Annotated in this window: 18 protein-coding genes; 17 read left to right on the top strand and 1 reads right to left on the bottom strand. The window is 42.2% G+C overall.

Annotated features, from left to right (window positions below; genetic code table 11):
- Positions 1–69 precede the first annotated feature (69 nt).
- From KH180_RS13715 to thiI, 12 genes are all read left to right on the top strand, one after another.
- Positions 70–939 (top strand): AraC family transcriptional regulator, encoded by an 870-nt coding sequence (locus KH180_RS13715; protein ID WP_290761263.1) that lies wholly within the window; start codon positions 70–72, stop codon positions 937–939.
- Positions 940–1,293: 354 nt separating this feature from the next.
- Positions 1,294–2,028 (top strand): MurR/RpiR family transcriptional regulator, encoded by a 735-nt coding sequence (locus KH180_RS13710; RefSeq protein WP_290761261.1) that lies wholly within the window; start codon positions 1,294–1,296, stop codon positions 2,026–2,028.
- 160 nt (positions 2,029–2,188) lie between these two features.
- Positions 2,189–3,628, top strand: coding sequence for a glycoside hydrolase family 1 protein (locus tag KH180_RS13705; RefSeq protein WP_290761259.1), 1,440 nt, complete (start codon positions 2,189–2,191; stop codon positions 3,626–3,628).
- Positions 3,618–5,438, top strand: coding sequence for a beta-glucoside-specific PTS transporter subunit IIABC (locus KH180_RS13700; RefSeq protein WP_290761257.1), 1,821 nt, complete (start codon positions 3,618–3,620; stop codon positions 5,436–5,438). Before KH180_RS13705 ends, KH180_RS13700 begins: the two co-directional genes overlap by 11 nt.
- Before the next feature lie 14 nt (positions 5,439–5,452).
- Positions 5,453–6,418 carry a phosphotriesterase family protein gene (locus KH180_RS13695; protein WP_290761255.1) on the top strand — a complete coding sequence of 322 codons (966 nt, stop codon included), beginning with the start codon at positions 5,453–5,455 and terminating at the stop codon, positions 6,416–6,418.
- 11 nt (positions 6,419–6,429) lie between these two features.
- Positions 6,430–7,038, top strand: coding sequence for a nitroreductase family protein (locus KH180_RS13690; protein WP_290761253.1), 609 nt, complete (start codon positions 6,430–6,432; stop codon positions 7,036–7,038).
- Between the two features lie 256 nt (positions 7,039–7,294).
- Complete coding sequence (locus tag KH180_RS13685) at positions 7,295–8,884, top strand: potassium/proton antiporter (RefSeq protein ID WP_290761251.1); 1,590 nt, start codon at positions 7,295–7,297, stop codon at positions 8,882–8,884.
- 10 nt (positions 8,885–8,894) lie between these two features.
- Positions 8,895–9,545: an HAD family hydrolase gene (locus KH180_RS13680; protein WP_290761249.1), complete on the top strand. Its 651-nt coding sequence runs from the start codon at positions 8,895–8,897 to the stop codon at positions 9,543–9,545.
- A gap of 70 nt (positions 9,546–9,615) precedes the next feature.
- On the top strand, positions 9,616–10,581 hold the full coding sequence (gene prmA / locus KH180_RS13675) for a 50S ribosomal protein L11 methyltransferase (RefSeq protein WP_290761247.1): 966 nt from the start codon (positions 9,616–9,618) through the stop codon (positions 10,579–10,581).
- Positions 10,581–11,318: a 16S rRNA (uracil(1498)-N(3))-methyltransferase gene (locus KH180_RS13670; protein WP_290761245.1), complete on the top strand. Its 738-nt coding sequence runs from the start codon at positions 10,581–10,583 to the stop codon at positions 11,316–11,318. Before prmA ends, KH180_RS13670 begins: the two co-directional genes overlap by 1 nt.
- Position 11,319: 1 nt before the next feature.
- Positions 11,320–12,462, top strand: coding sequence for a cysteine desulfurase family protein (locus KH180_RS13665; RefSeq protein WP_290761243.1), 1,143 nt, complete (start codon positions 11,320–11,322; stop codon positions 12,460–12,462).
- Between the two features lie 13 nt (positions 12,463–12,475).
- Positions 12,476–13,654 carry a tRNA uracil 4-sulfurtransferase ThiI gene (gene thiI, locus KH180_RS13660; protein WP_290761241.1) on the top strand — a complete coding sequence of 393 codons (1,179 nt, stop codon included), beginning with the start codon at positions 12,476–12,478 and terminating at the stop codon, positions 13,652–13,654.
- Positions 13,655–13,661: 7 nt separating this feature from the next.
- On the opposite strand, the gene KH180_RS13655 is transcribed toward thiI, so the two are convergent.
- Positions 13,662–13,904, bottom strand: a complete 243-nt coding sequence (locus tag KH180_RS13655) for a hypothetical protein (RefSeq protein WP_290761239.1) — start codon at positions 13,902–13,904, stop codon at positions 13,662–13,664.
- A 77-nt stretch (positions 13,905–13,981) separates the two neighbouring features.
- On the opposite strand from KH180_RS13655, the gene mtaB reads away from it, so the two are divergent.
- The 5 genes from mtaB (at position 13,982) to KH180_RS13630 (ending at position 16,805) form a co-directional block, all read left to right on the top strand.
- Entirely contained in the window at positions 13,982–15,301 is a 1,320-nt protein-coding gene (mtaB, locus tag KH180_RS13650) for a tRNA (N(6)-L-threonylcarbamoyladenosine(37)-C(2))-methylthiotransferase MtaB (protein ID WP_290761237.1), read from the top strand.
- A 68-nt stretch (positions 15,302–15,369) separates the two neighbouring features.
- On the top strand, positions 15,370–15,624 hold the full coding sequence (locus KH180_RS13645; protein WP_290761235.1) for an IreB family regulatory phosphoprotein: 255 nt from the start codon (positions 15,370–15,372) through the stop codon (positions 15,622–15,624).
- A 5-nt stretch (positions 15,625–15,629) separates the two neighbouring features.
- Entirely contained in the window at positions 15,630–16,046 is a 417-nt protein-coding gene (ruvX, locus tag KH180_RS13640; RefSeq protein WP_290761233.1) for a Holliday junction resolvase RuvX, read from the top strand.
- Positions 16,047–16,062: 16 nt separating this feature from the next.
- A complete protein-coding gene (locus KH180_RS13635; RefSeq protein WP_290761231.1) occupies positions 16,063–16,329 on the top strand; it encodes a DUF1292 domain-containing protein in 267 nt (88 codons plus the stop codon).
- A 26-nt stretch (positions 16,330–16,355) separates the two neighbouring features.
- Positions 16,356–16,805, top strand: a complete 450-nt coding sequence (locus KH180_RS13630) for a Fur family transcriptional regulator (RefSeq protein WP_290761229.1) — start codon at positions 16,356–16,358, stop codon at positions 16,803–16,805.
- The last annotated feature ends 8 nt before the right edge of the window (positions 16,806–16,813 follow it).

Genomic DNA, 16,813 nt, shown 5'->3' with positions numbered 1-16,813 from the left:
AAAGGCAAGAATAGTCGAGAGTTTTTCTTTCGGTCAACCTATAATGACAGATGTAAAGAGGTGAAAGGCATGAGAGAACAGATCAAAGCTGTCCAGCGTATGCAGGATTTCATAGAAAAACATTTAGCAGAAAATATTACATTGGCGGATCTGGCAAAAGCATCTCTGTATTCCCCGTGGTATTCGTATCGTCTGTTTACCAGATATGTGGGAAGTACACCGGCCGATTATATCCGCCGTCTTCGTCTGTCCAAGTCAGCACTCAGACTGAGAGACTGCACCTGCAAAATAACGGATGTAGCCTTTGAAATGGGGTTTGACAGTGTGGACGGTTACCAGCGTGCGTTTCTGCGGGAGTTTGGATGCAATCCCCGTGAATATGCTTTGAATCCTGTGCCGTTATATCTTTTTACTCCGTATGGCGTTGTTTACAGAGAGATTGAAAGGAGACCAGTTATGGAGAATTTAAAAAATGTATTTATTCAGGTGACAGAGAAACCGGCCAGGAAGGTCATTATCAAAAGAGGAAAAAAAGCAGCAGATTATTTTGCCTACTGCGAGGAAGTAGGATGTGATGTCTGGGGGCTTTTATTAAGCATCAAATCCATCAGCGGAGAGCCTGTCTGCCTGTGGCTGCCGCCGGCATACAGAAAACCGGATACATCGGAATACGTTCAGGGAGTGGAGGTATCGGAAGATTATGATGGAGAGGTGCCGGAGGGCTTTGAAGTAATCCAGCTGCCGCCTGCAAAATATTTGATGTTTCAGAGTGAACCTTTTGAGGAGGAGAACTACTGTCAGGCGATTGAGGAAGTGTGGGAGGCTATGAAGAAATACGATCCTTCTGTCATCGGCTGTGAATGGGATGAAAGCAATCCGCGGATTCAGCTGGAGCCGGTTGGAACGAGAGGGTATATAGAGTTAGCGGCAATTAAATAATTCATCTGCCATAGCAGGAGAGAAGCGGCAAAGGGAGTATAAAAGATACAGAAATGGCCCGCATAAGGGCAACAAGGGGACTGACGGCAGGCTAAATATTTTTAGCTAATGCGGCAGTCCCCTTTTATATTTTGTTCTAAATTTCTTAATAAAAAAAGTTTTGAACAAAAAATGAGAAATGATGCGTATCCAGATTTTTATATTTGGGAATCGAATGGAAATTCGAAATTCAGGAAGAATTTATAAAAAAACTAATTAAATCTGCTTTCTTGATATGTACAATTACACATGCTAAAATTATAATAAATTTATACAGAGTCAATTTTGATAAATATATATCCCGGAGGATTTTTAATGTTTACCTATGAAAAAATTAAATCTCTAAATGATTTGGAAATTTTAATTTACAACTTTATTATATCCAACGCGGAAATGGCTTCTCGGATGACTATCCGGGAAATGGCAGCTAAGCTGCATGTCTCTTCGACCACGATTCTTCGGTTCTGTTCCAAGATGGAATGTGAAGGCTACTCGGAATTTAAGTATAGATTGAAAGAATACCTAAAAGATTCCAAGAAACAGGAATTTACAGATGATTACACAATCATTCAGGATTTTTTTAAAAAAGTGGAGCATAGTGAATTTGACCGGGAGATCCAGAAAGCGGCAGAAATTATATGCAGTAAGGAAAAAGTTTTCTTTGTAGGGCTGGGAACAAGCGGGACACTGGGCAAATATGGGGCACGTTATTTATCCAATTTAGGGAAGAATGCATTATATTTAGATGATCCATTTTATCCTACAGATAATGGAAAATACGATGATTCGGCAGTCGTGGCATTATCCGTCAGCGGGGAGCAGAGATTCCTTCACCGGCAGATTGATGGTTTTAAAAGAGGAAAAGCTACGATCATCAGCATTACCAACACAAGGCAGTGTACTTTGGCAAATGTCTCAGACTTTAATATTGCCTATTACATGCCTATGACTGTACTGCCGGGGCAATATAATGTAACATCCCAGGTGCCGGTGATCTATATTCTGGAAACATTGGCACACAGAGTTCAGAGATTAAATACAAAAACATGATTTAAGAGGCTTAAATCATGTTTTTTTTTGTGTAACAAATTCCATAACAGCATAACAAAATTCTAAAGTCTGAAAAAATGAGACAAGACAGCAGAATTTGTATATGATGAAACTGCAATTAGGAAAAGCGCTTAAAAATTGCAGGATATGGAGGTAGAAAATGAAGTTTGCACATGATTTTTTATTTGGAGCGGCCTCGGCAGCTTACCAGATAGAAGGGGCATATAAGGAAGACGGAAAAGGGATATCAAACTGGGATGTCTTTTCTAAAATAGAAGGCAAGACCCTGAACGGAACTAACGGTGATGTTGCCATTGACCATTACCACCGTTATAAAGAAGATATTCGGCTGATGGCTGAAATGGGACTGGAATCTTATCGTTTTTCTATTTCGTGGACCAGGATATTTCCAAATGATGATGGTAAGGTGAATGGAAAGGGGATCTCATTTTATAACAACCTGATTAATGAATGTTTAAAGTATGGTATTGTGCCTTTTGTTACTTTATATCACTGGGATTTGCCGCAGTACTTAGAGAAAAAGGGCGGTTGGAGAAATAGAGAGACCGTCCGGCAGTTTACAGCATTTGCGGATGTCTGCTTTAAGTGTTTTGGTGACAGGGTTAAGCATTGGATCACATTCAATGAACCAGTTTACTTTTTAAGGTTTGGATATATTACAGGGGCTCATCCGCCGGGATTAAAAAATGAACAAAAAGGCTTTTTTGAGGCGCTGCACCAGGTAATGGTTGCCCATGCACGGACTGTAGTTTTGTACAAGAGTAAAAAGCAGTATGGAGAGATAGGATTTTCTCATGGATTTGCACCAAACTATGCTGCCACTGATTCATATAGTGACCAAGAGGCGGCGAACCATGCCAATCATTTTGAAACGTTTATGTATTTGGATCCTTTGTTTAAAGGAGTATATCCCGAATACTGCCTGAAATTTTTGAAAAATAGGGATCTTTTGTTCCGTATCAGTGATGATGAGGCAGCGGTAATAAAAAGGGCCAGTGGACAAAATGATTTTATCGGCCTGAACTACTATCATCCTAATGCGGTGGTCAGAGTAAAGGACAGGAAAGATGCAGTGATTGATTATTCCAGGGAAGCCAGTACGGGTCAGAAACGGCAGTTTTATTATGATGGTTTTTATGAAATCGTGAAGCCGGAGGATAAGATATATACAAAATGGGGCTGGGAAGTGTCTCCGGAGGGTCTGCTTGACGGCATTCGAATGCTGAGGAAACGCTATGATAGTGAACTGAAAGTATATATCACGGAAAATGGGCTGGGTGACCAGGACCCTGTCATTGAGGAACAGGTCATGGATGTCCCACGGATCAAGTTTATTGAAAAGCATCTGGCGGCTATTAAAGAGGGAAACTTAAGAGGCTATAACATTAAGGGTTATTTTGCCTGGTCTGCCATTGATCTGTTAAGCTGGCTCAATGGTTTTCAAAAACAGTACGGATTCATTTACGTTGATCATGAAAACGGTTTAAAGAGAAAGAAAAAGCTGTCTTATTACTGGTATAAAGAAGTGATTAAAACAAGAGGAGAGAATTTAACGGAGGATTTTTGCCATGTCAAATAAAGAAACGGCCGAAAAAGTGTTAATGTATGTGGGTGGTGCCGAAAATGTGACGAATGTATACCACTGTGCCACAAGGCTGAGGTTTACATTAAAGCATTCGGATGAAGTGCAGAAAGAAAAATTACAGGAAACAGACGGTGTAATAAATGTTTTGGGAAACGGAACGCAGATTCAGGTCGTGATCGGGAATGCAGTCAACAAGGTGTTTGATGAACTGGTACCCATGCTGCCTTTTATGGAGAATATATCTTCAGAGGCGGGAGAAAAAGGGAGACTTGTTGACAGAGCATTTAATGTGATTTCCGGGATATTTGCGCCTTACCTGCCTCTCATTATGTGTTCGGGTATTTTGACTGGACTGTTAAGCCTTGCTTCATCCATGAAGTGGATGAATGCGGAAAGCGGAACATATGCGATTCTATCGGCAGCGGGAAATGCGGTTTTTTATTTTTTCCCTGTTCTTCTTGCAATTACGGCGGCGAAACAGTTTAAGACAAATCCTTATATTGCTGTTGTGATCGGTGGAGTACTTCTGCATCCTGCCTTTACTGCGCTGGCGGAGGTAAAAGGAGCTGTGGAGTTTTTTGGGATTCCTGTAGTCATGGCCAATTATTCTTCCAGTGTGATCCCTGCAATTCTGGGGGTTTGGTTTTATTCAGTCATCGATCATAAGCTTACGAAAATTTTGCCCGACAGTGTCCGTTCTCTTGTGATCACACTGTCAGGACTTTTAATTGTTGTTCCGCTCACAATCCTGACATTCGGACCTTTTGGGACCTATGTGAGCCAGATGCTGGGAGACGGATTAAGCGCATTGGTAGGATTCAATCCGCTGATCGCCGGTTTGATTGCAGGCGGGCTGTGTGGTTATATGGCTATTTTCGGTCTTCAGTGGGGGATCATTCCAATCATAATTATTAACATTACGAACAAAGGGTTTGATTATTTTACGCCTATGTGGCTTATGGCAACCTATTCACAGATTGGTCTGGCACTGGGTGTTCTTCTGAAAACAAAAAATTCAGAATTAAAACAGCTGTCTTTCACTTCTTTTTTGACAGGATTGTTTACGGGAATTACTGAGCCTATTATTTACGGACTTTTGACAAAATTTAAAAAACTCCATATCCCGTTTATCACGGCCGGGGCAGTGGCCGGAGCCTTTGTGGGAGTTATGGGAGTCAGGCAGTACACTTTTGTATTTGCAGGTATTTTAAATTTCCCGGGATTTTTCGGAAAAACATTTCCATTTTATATTGTTGGTATGATTCTTGCTATTGGAATTGCAGCGGCAATGACCTATGTTATCGGATTTGAGGAAAGCAGCAGAAAAACAGAGGTGATAGAAAACAAACCGTGTGAAGCTATTCTAAATTCGCCTGTAAATGGCGAAATCATAAATTTATCTGATGTAAAAGACAAAGCTTTTTCAAGCGGATCACTAGGAGAGGGAATTGCGGTCCTTCCTGCTGACGGGAAATTATATGCACCGGTCAGCGGCACGGTCACTGCGGTCTATCCTACCGGACATGCTTATGGTATCATGGCAGATTCCGGGGCAGAAATACTGATTCATTTTGGAATTGACACGGTGGAATTAAACGGAGAAGGGTTTAAAACGAAAGTACAACAGGGACAGGCTGTTAAGAAGGGAGATCTAATGGGTGAAGCAGATCTTACATCGTTAGCACAGAAATGCTATGATACTACAGTGATGATGGTTGTGGCTAATTCCGATTACTTTCATATAAAAAGGTTAACTAATATGAAAAAAGTTACCAATCAGACAGAGGTTTTAAGAATTTCCTGAAAAGGAGGAGCATTATGATACAGACGGTGACTGGAAGTCTGGATGAAAAAAAAGTGAAAAACACTCTCGCCCATGAACATTTCGTATTTGGAAAGCCGGGAATATATGGTGATATGGATAATTGCTATGACAGGGAGACAGCTTTTCATAATGGAAGCCATATGCTGAAAAAGGCAGGGAAATATGATGTAAATCTGATCGTAGATGCCACAACAATAGAGCGTGGGAGAGATCCTTTTTTGCTAAAGACTTTGTCAGAAAAAACAGGAATATATGTGGTCTGCGCTACAGGTTTTTTTAAAGATGAAGGAGAGCTGCTGGCATTTTTAAAGTCTCTGACATATTGCTGTGATATTGAGGAATATTTGAAAGAGCTTTTTGTTTCTGAAATCAAAAATGGGATCGGGAGCACAGGTGTTAAAGCAGGAGTGATCAAAGCGGCCAGTTCCCTGAAAGAGATAAAACCGTTGGAACGGATGATATTAAGTGCAGGGGCAGAGGCACAGAAAGTCACTGGTGTGCCCCTCCTGACCCATTGTGAACGGGGAACGATGGGGATAGAACAGACGGAACTCTTATTATCACGCGGGGTGAACCCAGGGAAAGTGGTTATCGGACATATGAGCAGCAGTCATGACATGAAAGAGGTAAAAAGAATCATGGACAAAGGTGTGTATGCAGCATTTGATCAATTTGGAATTTTGTCAATACCAGAGATTCCTAGTGATGAAGAGAAGATGGAACATCTTCTGGTTCTTCTTGAGGAAGGATATGAAGACTCCATTGTGATTTCTCATGACTGCTGTTTTGACCGGATGGGATATGTGAGCCAGAGCAAACCAAGATATCCGGATATGATTTTTAAAACGGTGATTCCATTTCTGAGAAGGAATGGAATCAGTGACCGGATTATAAGAAAAATCACAAGAGACAATCTGCTGAACGTGTTCAGGCAGGGTGAAATTCGGTGTGAAGAGTGAAGAAGAAAAGGATGAATAGAGTGATGATCAGCGAAAAAGCAAAAACTGTTTTTGATGTAATCAGCAGCAGAAGAAGCTGTCGGGCTTATCAGGAGAAGGATATACCAGATGAAGAGCTAAATTTGATTCTGGCAGCGGGAAGAATGGCACCGAGCGGAGGCAATTCAAAAACTGCCAGAGTGATTGTTTTTTTGAGAGAAGATATTATTACAGAGCTGGAATCCAGAGTACAGTATGAATTTGCTGGGATGCTTTACAAAGAGGGAATGTACAAAAGCTTGTATTCCACAATTAAAAAGGCCCGCGAGAAAAATCTGCATTTTACATATGGTGCTCCGGTTCTTATCCTGTTGGCAAATAAAAAAGAATATGAGAACCGTATAGCAGACTGTGCAGTGATGGCAGAAAATATGATGATTGCGGCGGCTTCATTGGAAATAGGATCCTGCTATGTTAATCAGGTACACTGGCTTTCAGATAATGTATATATACGGAACTTTCTTGAGATGTATGGTCTGGAAAAAGATGAAGATATTTGTGCCAGTTTGATTTTGGGATATCCGGATCAAGCTTTTGGTGACAGGATTGACAGAGGAAATAAAACATTGATATATAAATAAAAAATATGCTGATTCTTCCATAAATTTTTTGTGAAAGGTTTAATGTAAGCAACGAGTTGAAGCACGCTCTGCGGGTTTCAACCGTTATCGCGGCAGTCGCCAAGGTTCTGTGCAAGCATAGACTTTGGCTCATTGCTTCGCGTAAATAAAAACAGATTCTATATCCTATTCTTTTTCTTGACAGAAGAAAGGGTTTTGATACAATGAAAATTACCACTTATTGTATATCATTACTTTAAATTAAGAGAGGTTACATATGGAATTTTACTTGTTACTTTGTGCTGTGGTATTGCTTCTCTGCATCTTTTCCAACAAAATTTCCGATAAGATCGGAGTTCCAAGTCTTTTGATCTTCATGTTTCTGGGAATGATATTCGGATCTGAGGGAATATTCAAGATCGAGTTCAGTGATTTCCGGGCAGCAGAGCATATTTGTACAGCTGCATTAATTTTCATTATGTTTTACGGAGGATACTCCACAAACTGGGAATATGCAAAACCGGCTGTAAAAAGGGCGGTTGTCCTTTCCACATTGGGAGTTGTCATGACGGCTGCCATGGTGTGTGGGTGCTGTTACTTTCTGTTAAAACTTCCGCTGCCGGAAAGTTTTCTGATCGGTTCTGTGGTAAGCTGTACAGATGCAGCGTCTGTATTTTCGATTTTTCGTTCTAAGAACCTGAACCTGGAAGGAAACCTGGCGCCTCTTTTGGAGATTGAGAGCGGAAGCAATGACCCGTTTTCCTATATGCTGACGGTGACTGCCCTGACGGTTATGAAGGGCGGGCAGATAGGCTTTATATGGAAAATGATCGTGCTTCAGCTCGCTGTGGGAGTTGGAATCGGTATGGTCATTGGAGTTCTCGCACCGAAAGTTATCCGGAGATTTAAATTCTGTACGGATGGCTTTGACGCTGTTTTTGTGCTTGCGGCTGCCCTTATTTCCTATGCCCTTGCGGGGATTCTTGGAGGAAATGGGTTTCTTTCTGTTTATCTGACCGGCATTATCATGGGCAATGCAAAAACAAAGAACAAAGCCAATGTAGTCCGGTTTTTTGACAATATTACCATCCTGGCCCAGATTGCTACTTTTTTTCTCATCGGACTGCTGTCCTATCCTTCTCAGATGGTTTCCTCACTCCCGGAAACGACCGTGATCATTTTGTTTCTTACGCTGGCGGCCAGGCCGGTGATGATTTTCATATTGAACGGGGGATATCTTAAGTTTTCTGAAAAGATCTTTGTCTCTTTTGCAGGGCTTCGAGGTGCATCGTCCATTGTGTTTGCGATCTTTGCCTCGGCAGGAGGAGTTCCTATGCAGAGCAATGTATTCCATATAGTATTTGGACTGGCGTTGATTTCGGTGGCTGTGCAGGGAACTTTTCTTCCGGAAGCGGCCCGGAGGCTTCACCTGATTGATGAAAAAAATGATGTACTGAAAACATTTAACGATTACCAGGAAGAATCGGCAATGACGCTGATGCAGATGCATATCTCTTCCGGGCATCATTGGGAAAACCGCAGGCTTAAGGATGTAACTCTGCCGGAAGGATCACTGGCTATGGTGATCCGCAGAGGGGATGAGATAATTATTCCAAAAGGGGATACTGTCATCCGGTCTGGTGATGATATTGCAGTCAATGTCCCATCCTATGAAGCTGCCAATGAGATTGCCCTGAAGGAGATTAGCATAGATGAAGAGCATCCATGGAGAGACAGACAGATTAAAGATCTGGATTTAAAGGATCATATTCTGATCGCAATGATCAGAAGAAAAGATGAGGATATTATTCCAAACGGTGAGACTAGGATACATAAGGAAGATGTACTGGTGATTTATGATGAATAGGAGAAAAAAGATGGAAACATATGAAGGTGTAATTTTTGATTTCAACGGGACAATGTTTTTTGACGATGATAAGCATGTGAAGGCGTGGGGCAAAATCTCCAGGCTGCTGAGGGGGAAGGATATTACGGACGAAGAACTGCATGAAAGGCTGAATGGAACTCCGAATATCGTAAATATACAATATATGATGGACGGAAAGGCAAATGAGCAGGAACTGACAAAATACTCTCAGATGAAAGAAGAATATTACAGGAAATTCTGCAGGGAAGATGAAGAAAACTTCCACCTGGCGGCAGGAACAGAAAGATATTTGGATTATCTGAAAGAACAGGGAATTCCCATGACCATTGCCAGTGCATCGATCAGGGAAAATATGGACTTTTTTATAGAATCTTTTCAGCTGGAGCGTTGGTTCCAGCCTTCTTTGATTGTCTATGATGACGGGACTTATGAGAATAAGGTTGCTATGTTTAAAAAAGCGGCGGAGCTGATCGGAATTGATATGGGACATATCCGTATTTACGAAGATTCTTTATCAGGGATTAAAAGTGCATACGAAGCCGGATGCACGGATATTGCGGTGATCTGTGCAAAAGAAAAGGAGCCGGAGCTGAGAAAAATGCCGGGAGTTACAAAAACCATGCAGGACTTCTTGTTCTGAAACTGTTTCTATGATACACTAATTAACTGGTATAGTGAAACGGATGAGGAATTTTAAAGGAGCAGATTTCATGGGATGGAACAGAATTACAATCAGCACCGTGACGGAAGCGGAGGATATGCTGAGTTATGAACTTACGGAGCTTGGGGCATGCGGTGTGGAAGTGGAGGACCGGGTGCCTCTCACCGAGGAAGAAATTAAAGAGATGTTTATTGAGGTCCTGCCGGACCATCAGGAACCGGATGACGGAAAAGCCCTGCTCCACTGTTATTTTGATGAATCTGAGAATCTGGAAGATGTGACCATTAAGATTGAAGAAATGCTCCACAGAGTAAAAAGTTTCATGGACATCGGGGAAGGCAGCATTGAGTATGGCTTTACGAAGGAAGAGGATTGGATCAACAACTGGAAACAGTTTTTCAAACCGCTGAGACTGGATGATACGATTATCATCAAGCCTACCTGGGAAGAACTTACCGAACAGAAAGAAGGAGATGTGGTGGTGGAAATAGATCCCGGCACAGCGTTTGGCACCGGCTCCCATGAGACTACCAGGCTCTGTATCGAGGGGCTTAAGGAGGAGATCAGTCCGGATACGGTCATGCTGGACGTGGGATGCGGAAGCGGAATTTTATCTATCATCGCCCTGAAGCTTGGAGCAAAAAAAACAGTTATGACAGATATTGATCCGAGAGCTGTCAAAGCGGCGGCAGAAAACATGGAAGTGAATCATCTTGAAAAGGACCGGTATGAGGTACTGGGCGGGAATGTGCTGGATGATACAGAGTTTGCCAAGTCTCTGGGAGAACACCGGTACGATGTGGTGGCTGCCAATATCCTGGCCGATGTGATTCTTCCGCTCACTGAAATCGCAGGCACGTTCTTAAAGGAAGACGGATCCTTTGTAATTTCCGGCATTATCAATACAAAAGAGCAGGAAGTACTTGATAAGCTGGAGAAATACGGATTTCATCCAGTGAAAACAAGAAGGCTGAAAGAGTGGGTTTCCATCACAGCAAAGAAAAGGAAAGAGTAATGTATCGGTTTTTTATAGATGAGAGCCAGGTAAACGGTAATTTTATCGAAATTACGGGTGAAGACGTTAATCACATAAAAAATGTGCTGCGTATGAAGAAAGGGGAGCAGGTACTGCTTTCCAACCGCCGGGGAATGGAATATGAATGTGAGCTGGAGACAATGGACGGAAACAGCATACTGGCAAAAATCACAGATATTCACGGCGTGGAGTCAGAACTTAATGAGCGTATCGTATTGTTTCAGGGGCTTCCCAAAGGTGACAAGATGGAGATGGTGATTCAAAAAGCAGTGGAACTTGGGGCAAGCGAGATTGTGCCGGTGAAGATGAAACGGTGCGTTGTAAAGCTGGATGAAAAAAAAGCCAAAAAAAAGCTGGAACGCTGGAATGCGATTGCTCTCGGTGCAGCAAAACAGTCAAAAAGAGGTGTGGTTCCAACCGTCAGTGAGGTGCTTACCTTTCAGGAGGCAGTCCAAAAGGCCCGGAGTCTGTCTGCGGTTCTTGTACCATACGAGGCGGCAGAGGGGATGGAACACTCAAGGAAAGTGATTCGGGATACAAAGGGAAGTGAGTCTGTCGGTGTTTTTATCGGGCCGGAAGGCGGTTTTGAACCTGGGGAGATCGAAGAACTGAGACAGGCAGGAGGAAAAGTACTGAGTCTCGGCAGAAGAATCTTGAGAACGGAAACGGCAGGCATGGCCGTGCTGTCGGTTTTAATGTTTGAGTTGGAGGAGTGATATGGCAGTATACTTAGATAATGCGGCGACTACAAAGGTTTTTCCGGAGGTGTTAAAAGCCATGAATGAGGCAATGGAAGTCTCCTACGGAAATCCTTCTGCAAAGCATACAAAAGGAATAGAAGCGGAAAATATCGTGAAAGAGGCCAGGCGTGTTATCGCAGGGAGCCTGAAGGCAAAAGAAAAAGAGATTATATTTACTTCCGGAGGAACAGAGTCTAATAATTTTGCAATCTTTGGGACTGCCATGGCAAATAAAAGGCGGGGAAAGCATATTATTACTACAAGGATCGAACACGCCTCTGTGTATGAACCGATGTTTTTTTTAGAAAACCAGGGGTTTGAGGTTACTTATCTGAACGTAGATGAGAAAGGGATCATAGATCTGAATCAGCTGAGAGACAGTGTGAGAGAGGATACGATTCTTGTCTCCTGTATGCTGGTCAATAATGAGATCGGAGCGGTGGAGCCGGTAAAGGAGATCGGAAGGATTGTCAAAGAGAAAAATCCGGAGACGGTCTTTCATGTAGATGCCATCCAGGGATATGGAAAGATTCCGGTGGTACCAAAAAATGAAGGGATCGATCTGATGTCTATGAGCGGCCACAAAATCCACGGCCCAAAAGGCGCAGGATTTTTATATATAAAAGAAAAGACCAAAATCCAGCCAATCATTCTCGGAGGAGGACAGCAAAAAGGGATGCGTTCAGGAACCGAAAATGTTCCGGGAATTGCAGGACTTGGAAAAGCATGTGAGATTATGACCGGGCATCTTTCTGAAAATGTACAGAAGATCGGGGAAGTCAGGGATTATTTCAGAAGCCGGGTATCGGATATTCCTGAGATTAAGGATAATTCAGGGGAAGCCCCTCATGTGGCAAGCATCAGCTTTAAAAACGTCCGCAGTGAGGTGTTGCTGCATGCATTGGAGGAGAGAGAAATCTATGTATCTTCCGGGTCAGCATGTTCTTCCAACCGGCCTCATATAAGCGGAACTTTGTCAGCCATCGGACTGAGCCCGGAATACATGGACGGAACTCTGCGGTTCAGCTTTTCATTATATAACACAAAAGAGGAAGTGGACCAGGTTATAACAGCGCTGGAAAAATTAGTTCCGATGCTTCGGAAATTTGTAAGGAGATAGAAAAGGAGAAAAAATGAAAATACAAGCTTTTTTGATTAAATATGCCGAGATCGGTATTAAAGGAAAGAACCGGTACATGTTTGAGGATGCCTTGGTCAGACAGATCAAATATGCGCTGAAGTCCGTGGGAGAATTTAAAGTGAGAAAAGAATCCGGACGGGTTTTCGTGGAAGGACAGGATGAGTTTGACTATGAGGAAGCGGTAGAAGGTTTAAAGACTGTCTTTGGGATTACCGGTATCTGCCCTATGGTGATCGAACAGACAAAAGACATGGAACATCTGACGGATGCGGTGCTGCGCTACGTGGACAGCCAGTATGACAAAAAGGACTTTACTTTTAAGGTCAATGCAAGGCGCGGGGACAAAGAATTTCCTGTAAATTCTATGGACATTAATTGCCTTATGGGAGAAAAACTTCTGGAAGCCTGGCCGGAATTAAAAGTAGATGTGCATCACCCGGATGTACTGGTGAATATTGAGGTAAGACAGCAGATCTATATTTACTCTACAGAGATTCCGGGGCCGGGAGGTATGCCGGTGGGCACCAACGGAAGGGCTATGCTGCTTTTGTCAGGAGGAATCGACAGCCCTGTAGCGGGATATATGATCGCAAAAAGGGGAGTCAGGATAGACGCCACTTATTTTCACGCGCCTCCATATACAAGCGAGCGGGCGAAACAAAAGGTAGTGGATCTTGCAAAGATTGTATCCAAATATGCAGGGCCGATCCATCTGCATGTGGTGAATTTTACAGATATACAGCTGGCAATCTATGAGAAATGTCCCCACGATCAGCTGACGATCATCATGAGGCGTTATATGATGAAGATTGCAGAACATTTTGCAAATGAAAATAACGGCCTGGCGCTGATTACAGGAGAGAGTATCGGCCAGGTGGCCAGTCAGACGATCCATAATCTGGCTATTACAAATGAGGTATGCCATATGCCGGTTTTCCGTCCGTTAATCGGAATGGATAAACAGGAGATTGTAAATATTGCGGAAAAAATTGATACATTTGAGACTTCTATCCAGCCGTTTGAAGACTGCTGTACAATCTTTGTGGCAAAGCATCCGGTAACCAAAGGAAATTTAAAAAAGATTGAGAAATCCGAAGAAAATCTGAAAGAAGTTATTGATGAACTGATGGAAAAAGCGATTGCCACAACAGAAGTCATCGTTGTGAAATAAAGAAGTGTTACTGAGGGGGAGAACAGAGAAACGGTTCCAGCCTTTTTAAAATCTCATCCCTCTTTTCAGGAATCTGAAAGGCAAGAAGAATCGGTTCATATAAGTTTAAGCTGAACAGATCCATGACGCTTGCTGCATCTAGGAGATAAGAGCCTGATATTATGTAAAAATCGCCGTCATATTCTTTGACGATATTTATAAAATCATTGACCTTCTTTATAGAATTCAGCATTAGTTGTACTTCACACATGATTCATCCTCCAATGACGATAGTGTACAAGCTAATATTTGAATTGTCAATATGAACGAAAGGAAAAGAAACACTCTATGAGTTTAAATAATGTGAAAGCAGCCATTGTGACGTTAGGGTGCAAAGTCAATCAGTATGAATCCGATGCCATGTTTGACATGCTTACAAGTGCGGGAGCCGAGATCGTCAGCCCAAAAGAAGGTGCCGATGTCTATATCGTAAATACCTGCTCTGTCACCAATATTGCTGAGCGTAAGTCCAGACAAATGCTGCACCGGGCGAAAAAATTGAATCCGGATACGGTGGTAGCTGCCGTGGGATGCTATGCGCAGGTAGGAAAAGAGGAATTAGAGAAGGACCCGTTGATTGATCTGATTATTGGGAACAATAAAAAGAAAGATCTCATATCCATATTGGAAACTTATTTCAAAGACCGCCGGCAGGATTCTGAAGTTGTGGACCTGTCTTCCGGAAGTGAGTACGAAGCTCTGCATGTCAGCCATTTAAATGAACATACCAGGGCATATATTAAAGTCCAGGACGGCTGCAATCAATTCTGTTCCTACTGCATTATTCCTTATGCCAGAGGAAGAGTAAGGAGCCGGCTGATGGAAGATATTTTAAAAGAGATCCGGGAGCTTACGGAAAACGGCTGCCGGGAATTTGTGATTACCGGGATCCATGTATGTTCCTACGGCACAGATCTGAAGGAAGGAAAAGAGCTCATAGATCTGCTGGAGGAAATAGGAAAGATCAGCGAAGTGAAAAGAATTCGGCTCGGTTCCCTGGAACCGGGAATCATCACAGAGGAGTCAGTCAAAAGGCTTCAGAATATCAGCCAGTTCTGCCCTCATTTTCATCTTTCTCTTCAGAGCGGCTGCGATGAAACTTTAAAGCGGATGAATCGGAAGTATACAACAGAAGAGATCCGGGAAAAAATAAAAATATTAAGAGATGCATTTGATCAGCCTGCACTTACTACAGATATCATTGTAGGTTTCCCGGGAGAGACTGAGGAAGAATTCGAGATTACCAGAAAGTTTTTGGAAGAAATCAATCTGTATGAAATGCATGTTTTTAAATACTCAAAGCGCAAAGGCACGAGAGCTGCCGTTATGGAACATCAGGTCAGCAGCCAGGAGAAAGCAAGAAGAAGCAGTATACTGATTGCCATGAATGATGCACATAAGCTGGCTTTTGAACAGGGCCAGACTGGAACGGACAGAGAAGTCCTGATCGAAGAAAAATTAAAGCACAGCGGTGAAAATCTATACGTCGGACATACAAAGGAATATGTAAAAGTGGCGGTGGAAAGTAAGGAGCCGCTGGAAAACCAGATTGTCAAAGTTCATCTTACCGGTGTCAGCGGGGATGGATATATGACAGGAAATCTGTAGAAAATCCATTGCTATTTTTTCGGATATATATTAGAATAAAAAAAAGATACGAAAAAGGACGTGATATTATGGATAAGAATCAGACACAACATTTTTCCGTAGTGAAAGATGAACTGGACGTGCATAGAATTCTAGAGCATGTTTATGCTGCATTGGAAGAAAAGGGATATAATCCCGTAAACCAGATGGTAGGATATATTATGTCAGGCGATCCGACCTACATTACCAGCCATAAGAATGCAAGAAGCATTATTAATAAGGTAGAACGGGACGAGATTATCGAAGCCCTGTTTGTAAATTATATCAACACAAGGCTGAAGTAGGGGATATGAGGATACTTGGGCTGGATTATGGGACAAAGACAGTGGGCGCTGCCCTGAGTGATGAGCTGGGGATCACAGCACAGCCGCTGGAAACCATTACGAGAAAAGATGAGAATAAGTTAAGGAAAACTTATGCAAGGATAGAGGAGATCATCGCCGAATACAACGTAGAAAAGATCGTCCTCGGATATCCGAAGAATATGAATAACACGGTCGGAGAACGCGGAATGGCAACGGAAGCTTTCCGCGATAGTTTAGTGCGCAGAACCGGACTTGACGTTATCTTATGGGACGAGCGCCTTTCTACAGTTGCGTCCAATAAAGTATTAATGGAAAGCGGCGTCCGAAGGGAAAACCGCAAAAAGGTCATTGATCAGGTTGCTGCTTCAATGATTTTACAGGGCTATCTGGATTCCCTGTAAAGAAAGGATTGATAAAATGAAAGATAAAGAGAGCACAATTCTCTTTTTAGATGATCAGGGCCAGGAAATTGAATTCATGGTACTGGAACAGACGACACTTGCAGGGACAAATTACCTGCTCGTTGCGGATTCCGTGGAAGAAGACGGGACCGTTTTGATAATGAAGGAAATCTCTCTGGATGGAGAGTATGTCTCTTACGAGATTGTAGAAGATGAAGAAGAACTTGAGATCATTTCTAAGATATTCAATGAATTAATCGAGGATTTTGATTTGACAGTATAAATGCAACAGGATTTCGAGGTGGTTCAATGGGGTATAATGAAGAAGCTTTTATTAAAATTCTAAAAAGCAAAGGTTTAAAAGTGACCAATCAGAGAAAAGCTGTATTGAAAGCACTTTCACAAAAACCAGACCAGCATCTGACCGCGGAAGAAATCTATGAATTGGTTAAAGTAGACATCCCGGAGATCGGGATTGCGACAATTTATCGTACCATACAGTTACTTTGTGAATTAGGATTAATTGATAAATTGAATTTAGATGATGGATATGTTCGCTATGAAATCGGAAAAGAAGATAAAAATGAGCACCACCATCATCATTTGATATGTGTGAATTGCGGAAAAGTTTTAAAGTTCGACGATGATTTATTAGATGAATTAGAAAAACAGGTAGAAAAAACAACCGGATTCATCGTCCATGATCATGAATTGAAGATGTACGGATATTGTCGTGATTGTCAAAATAACCGGAAATAATCATAATG

This window comes from Anaerostipes sp. (genome assembly GCF_018381315.1).
Lineage (GTDB): Bacteria > Bacillota > Clostridia > Lachnospirales > Lachnospiraceae > Anaerostipes.
This window is presented reverse-complemented; position numbering and strand designations above follow the sequence as displayed.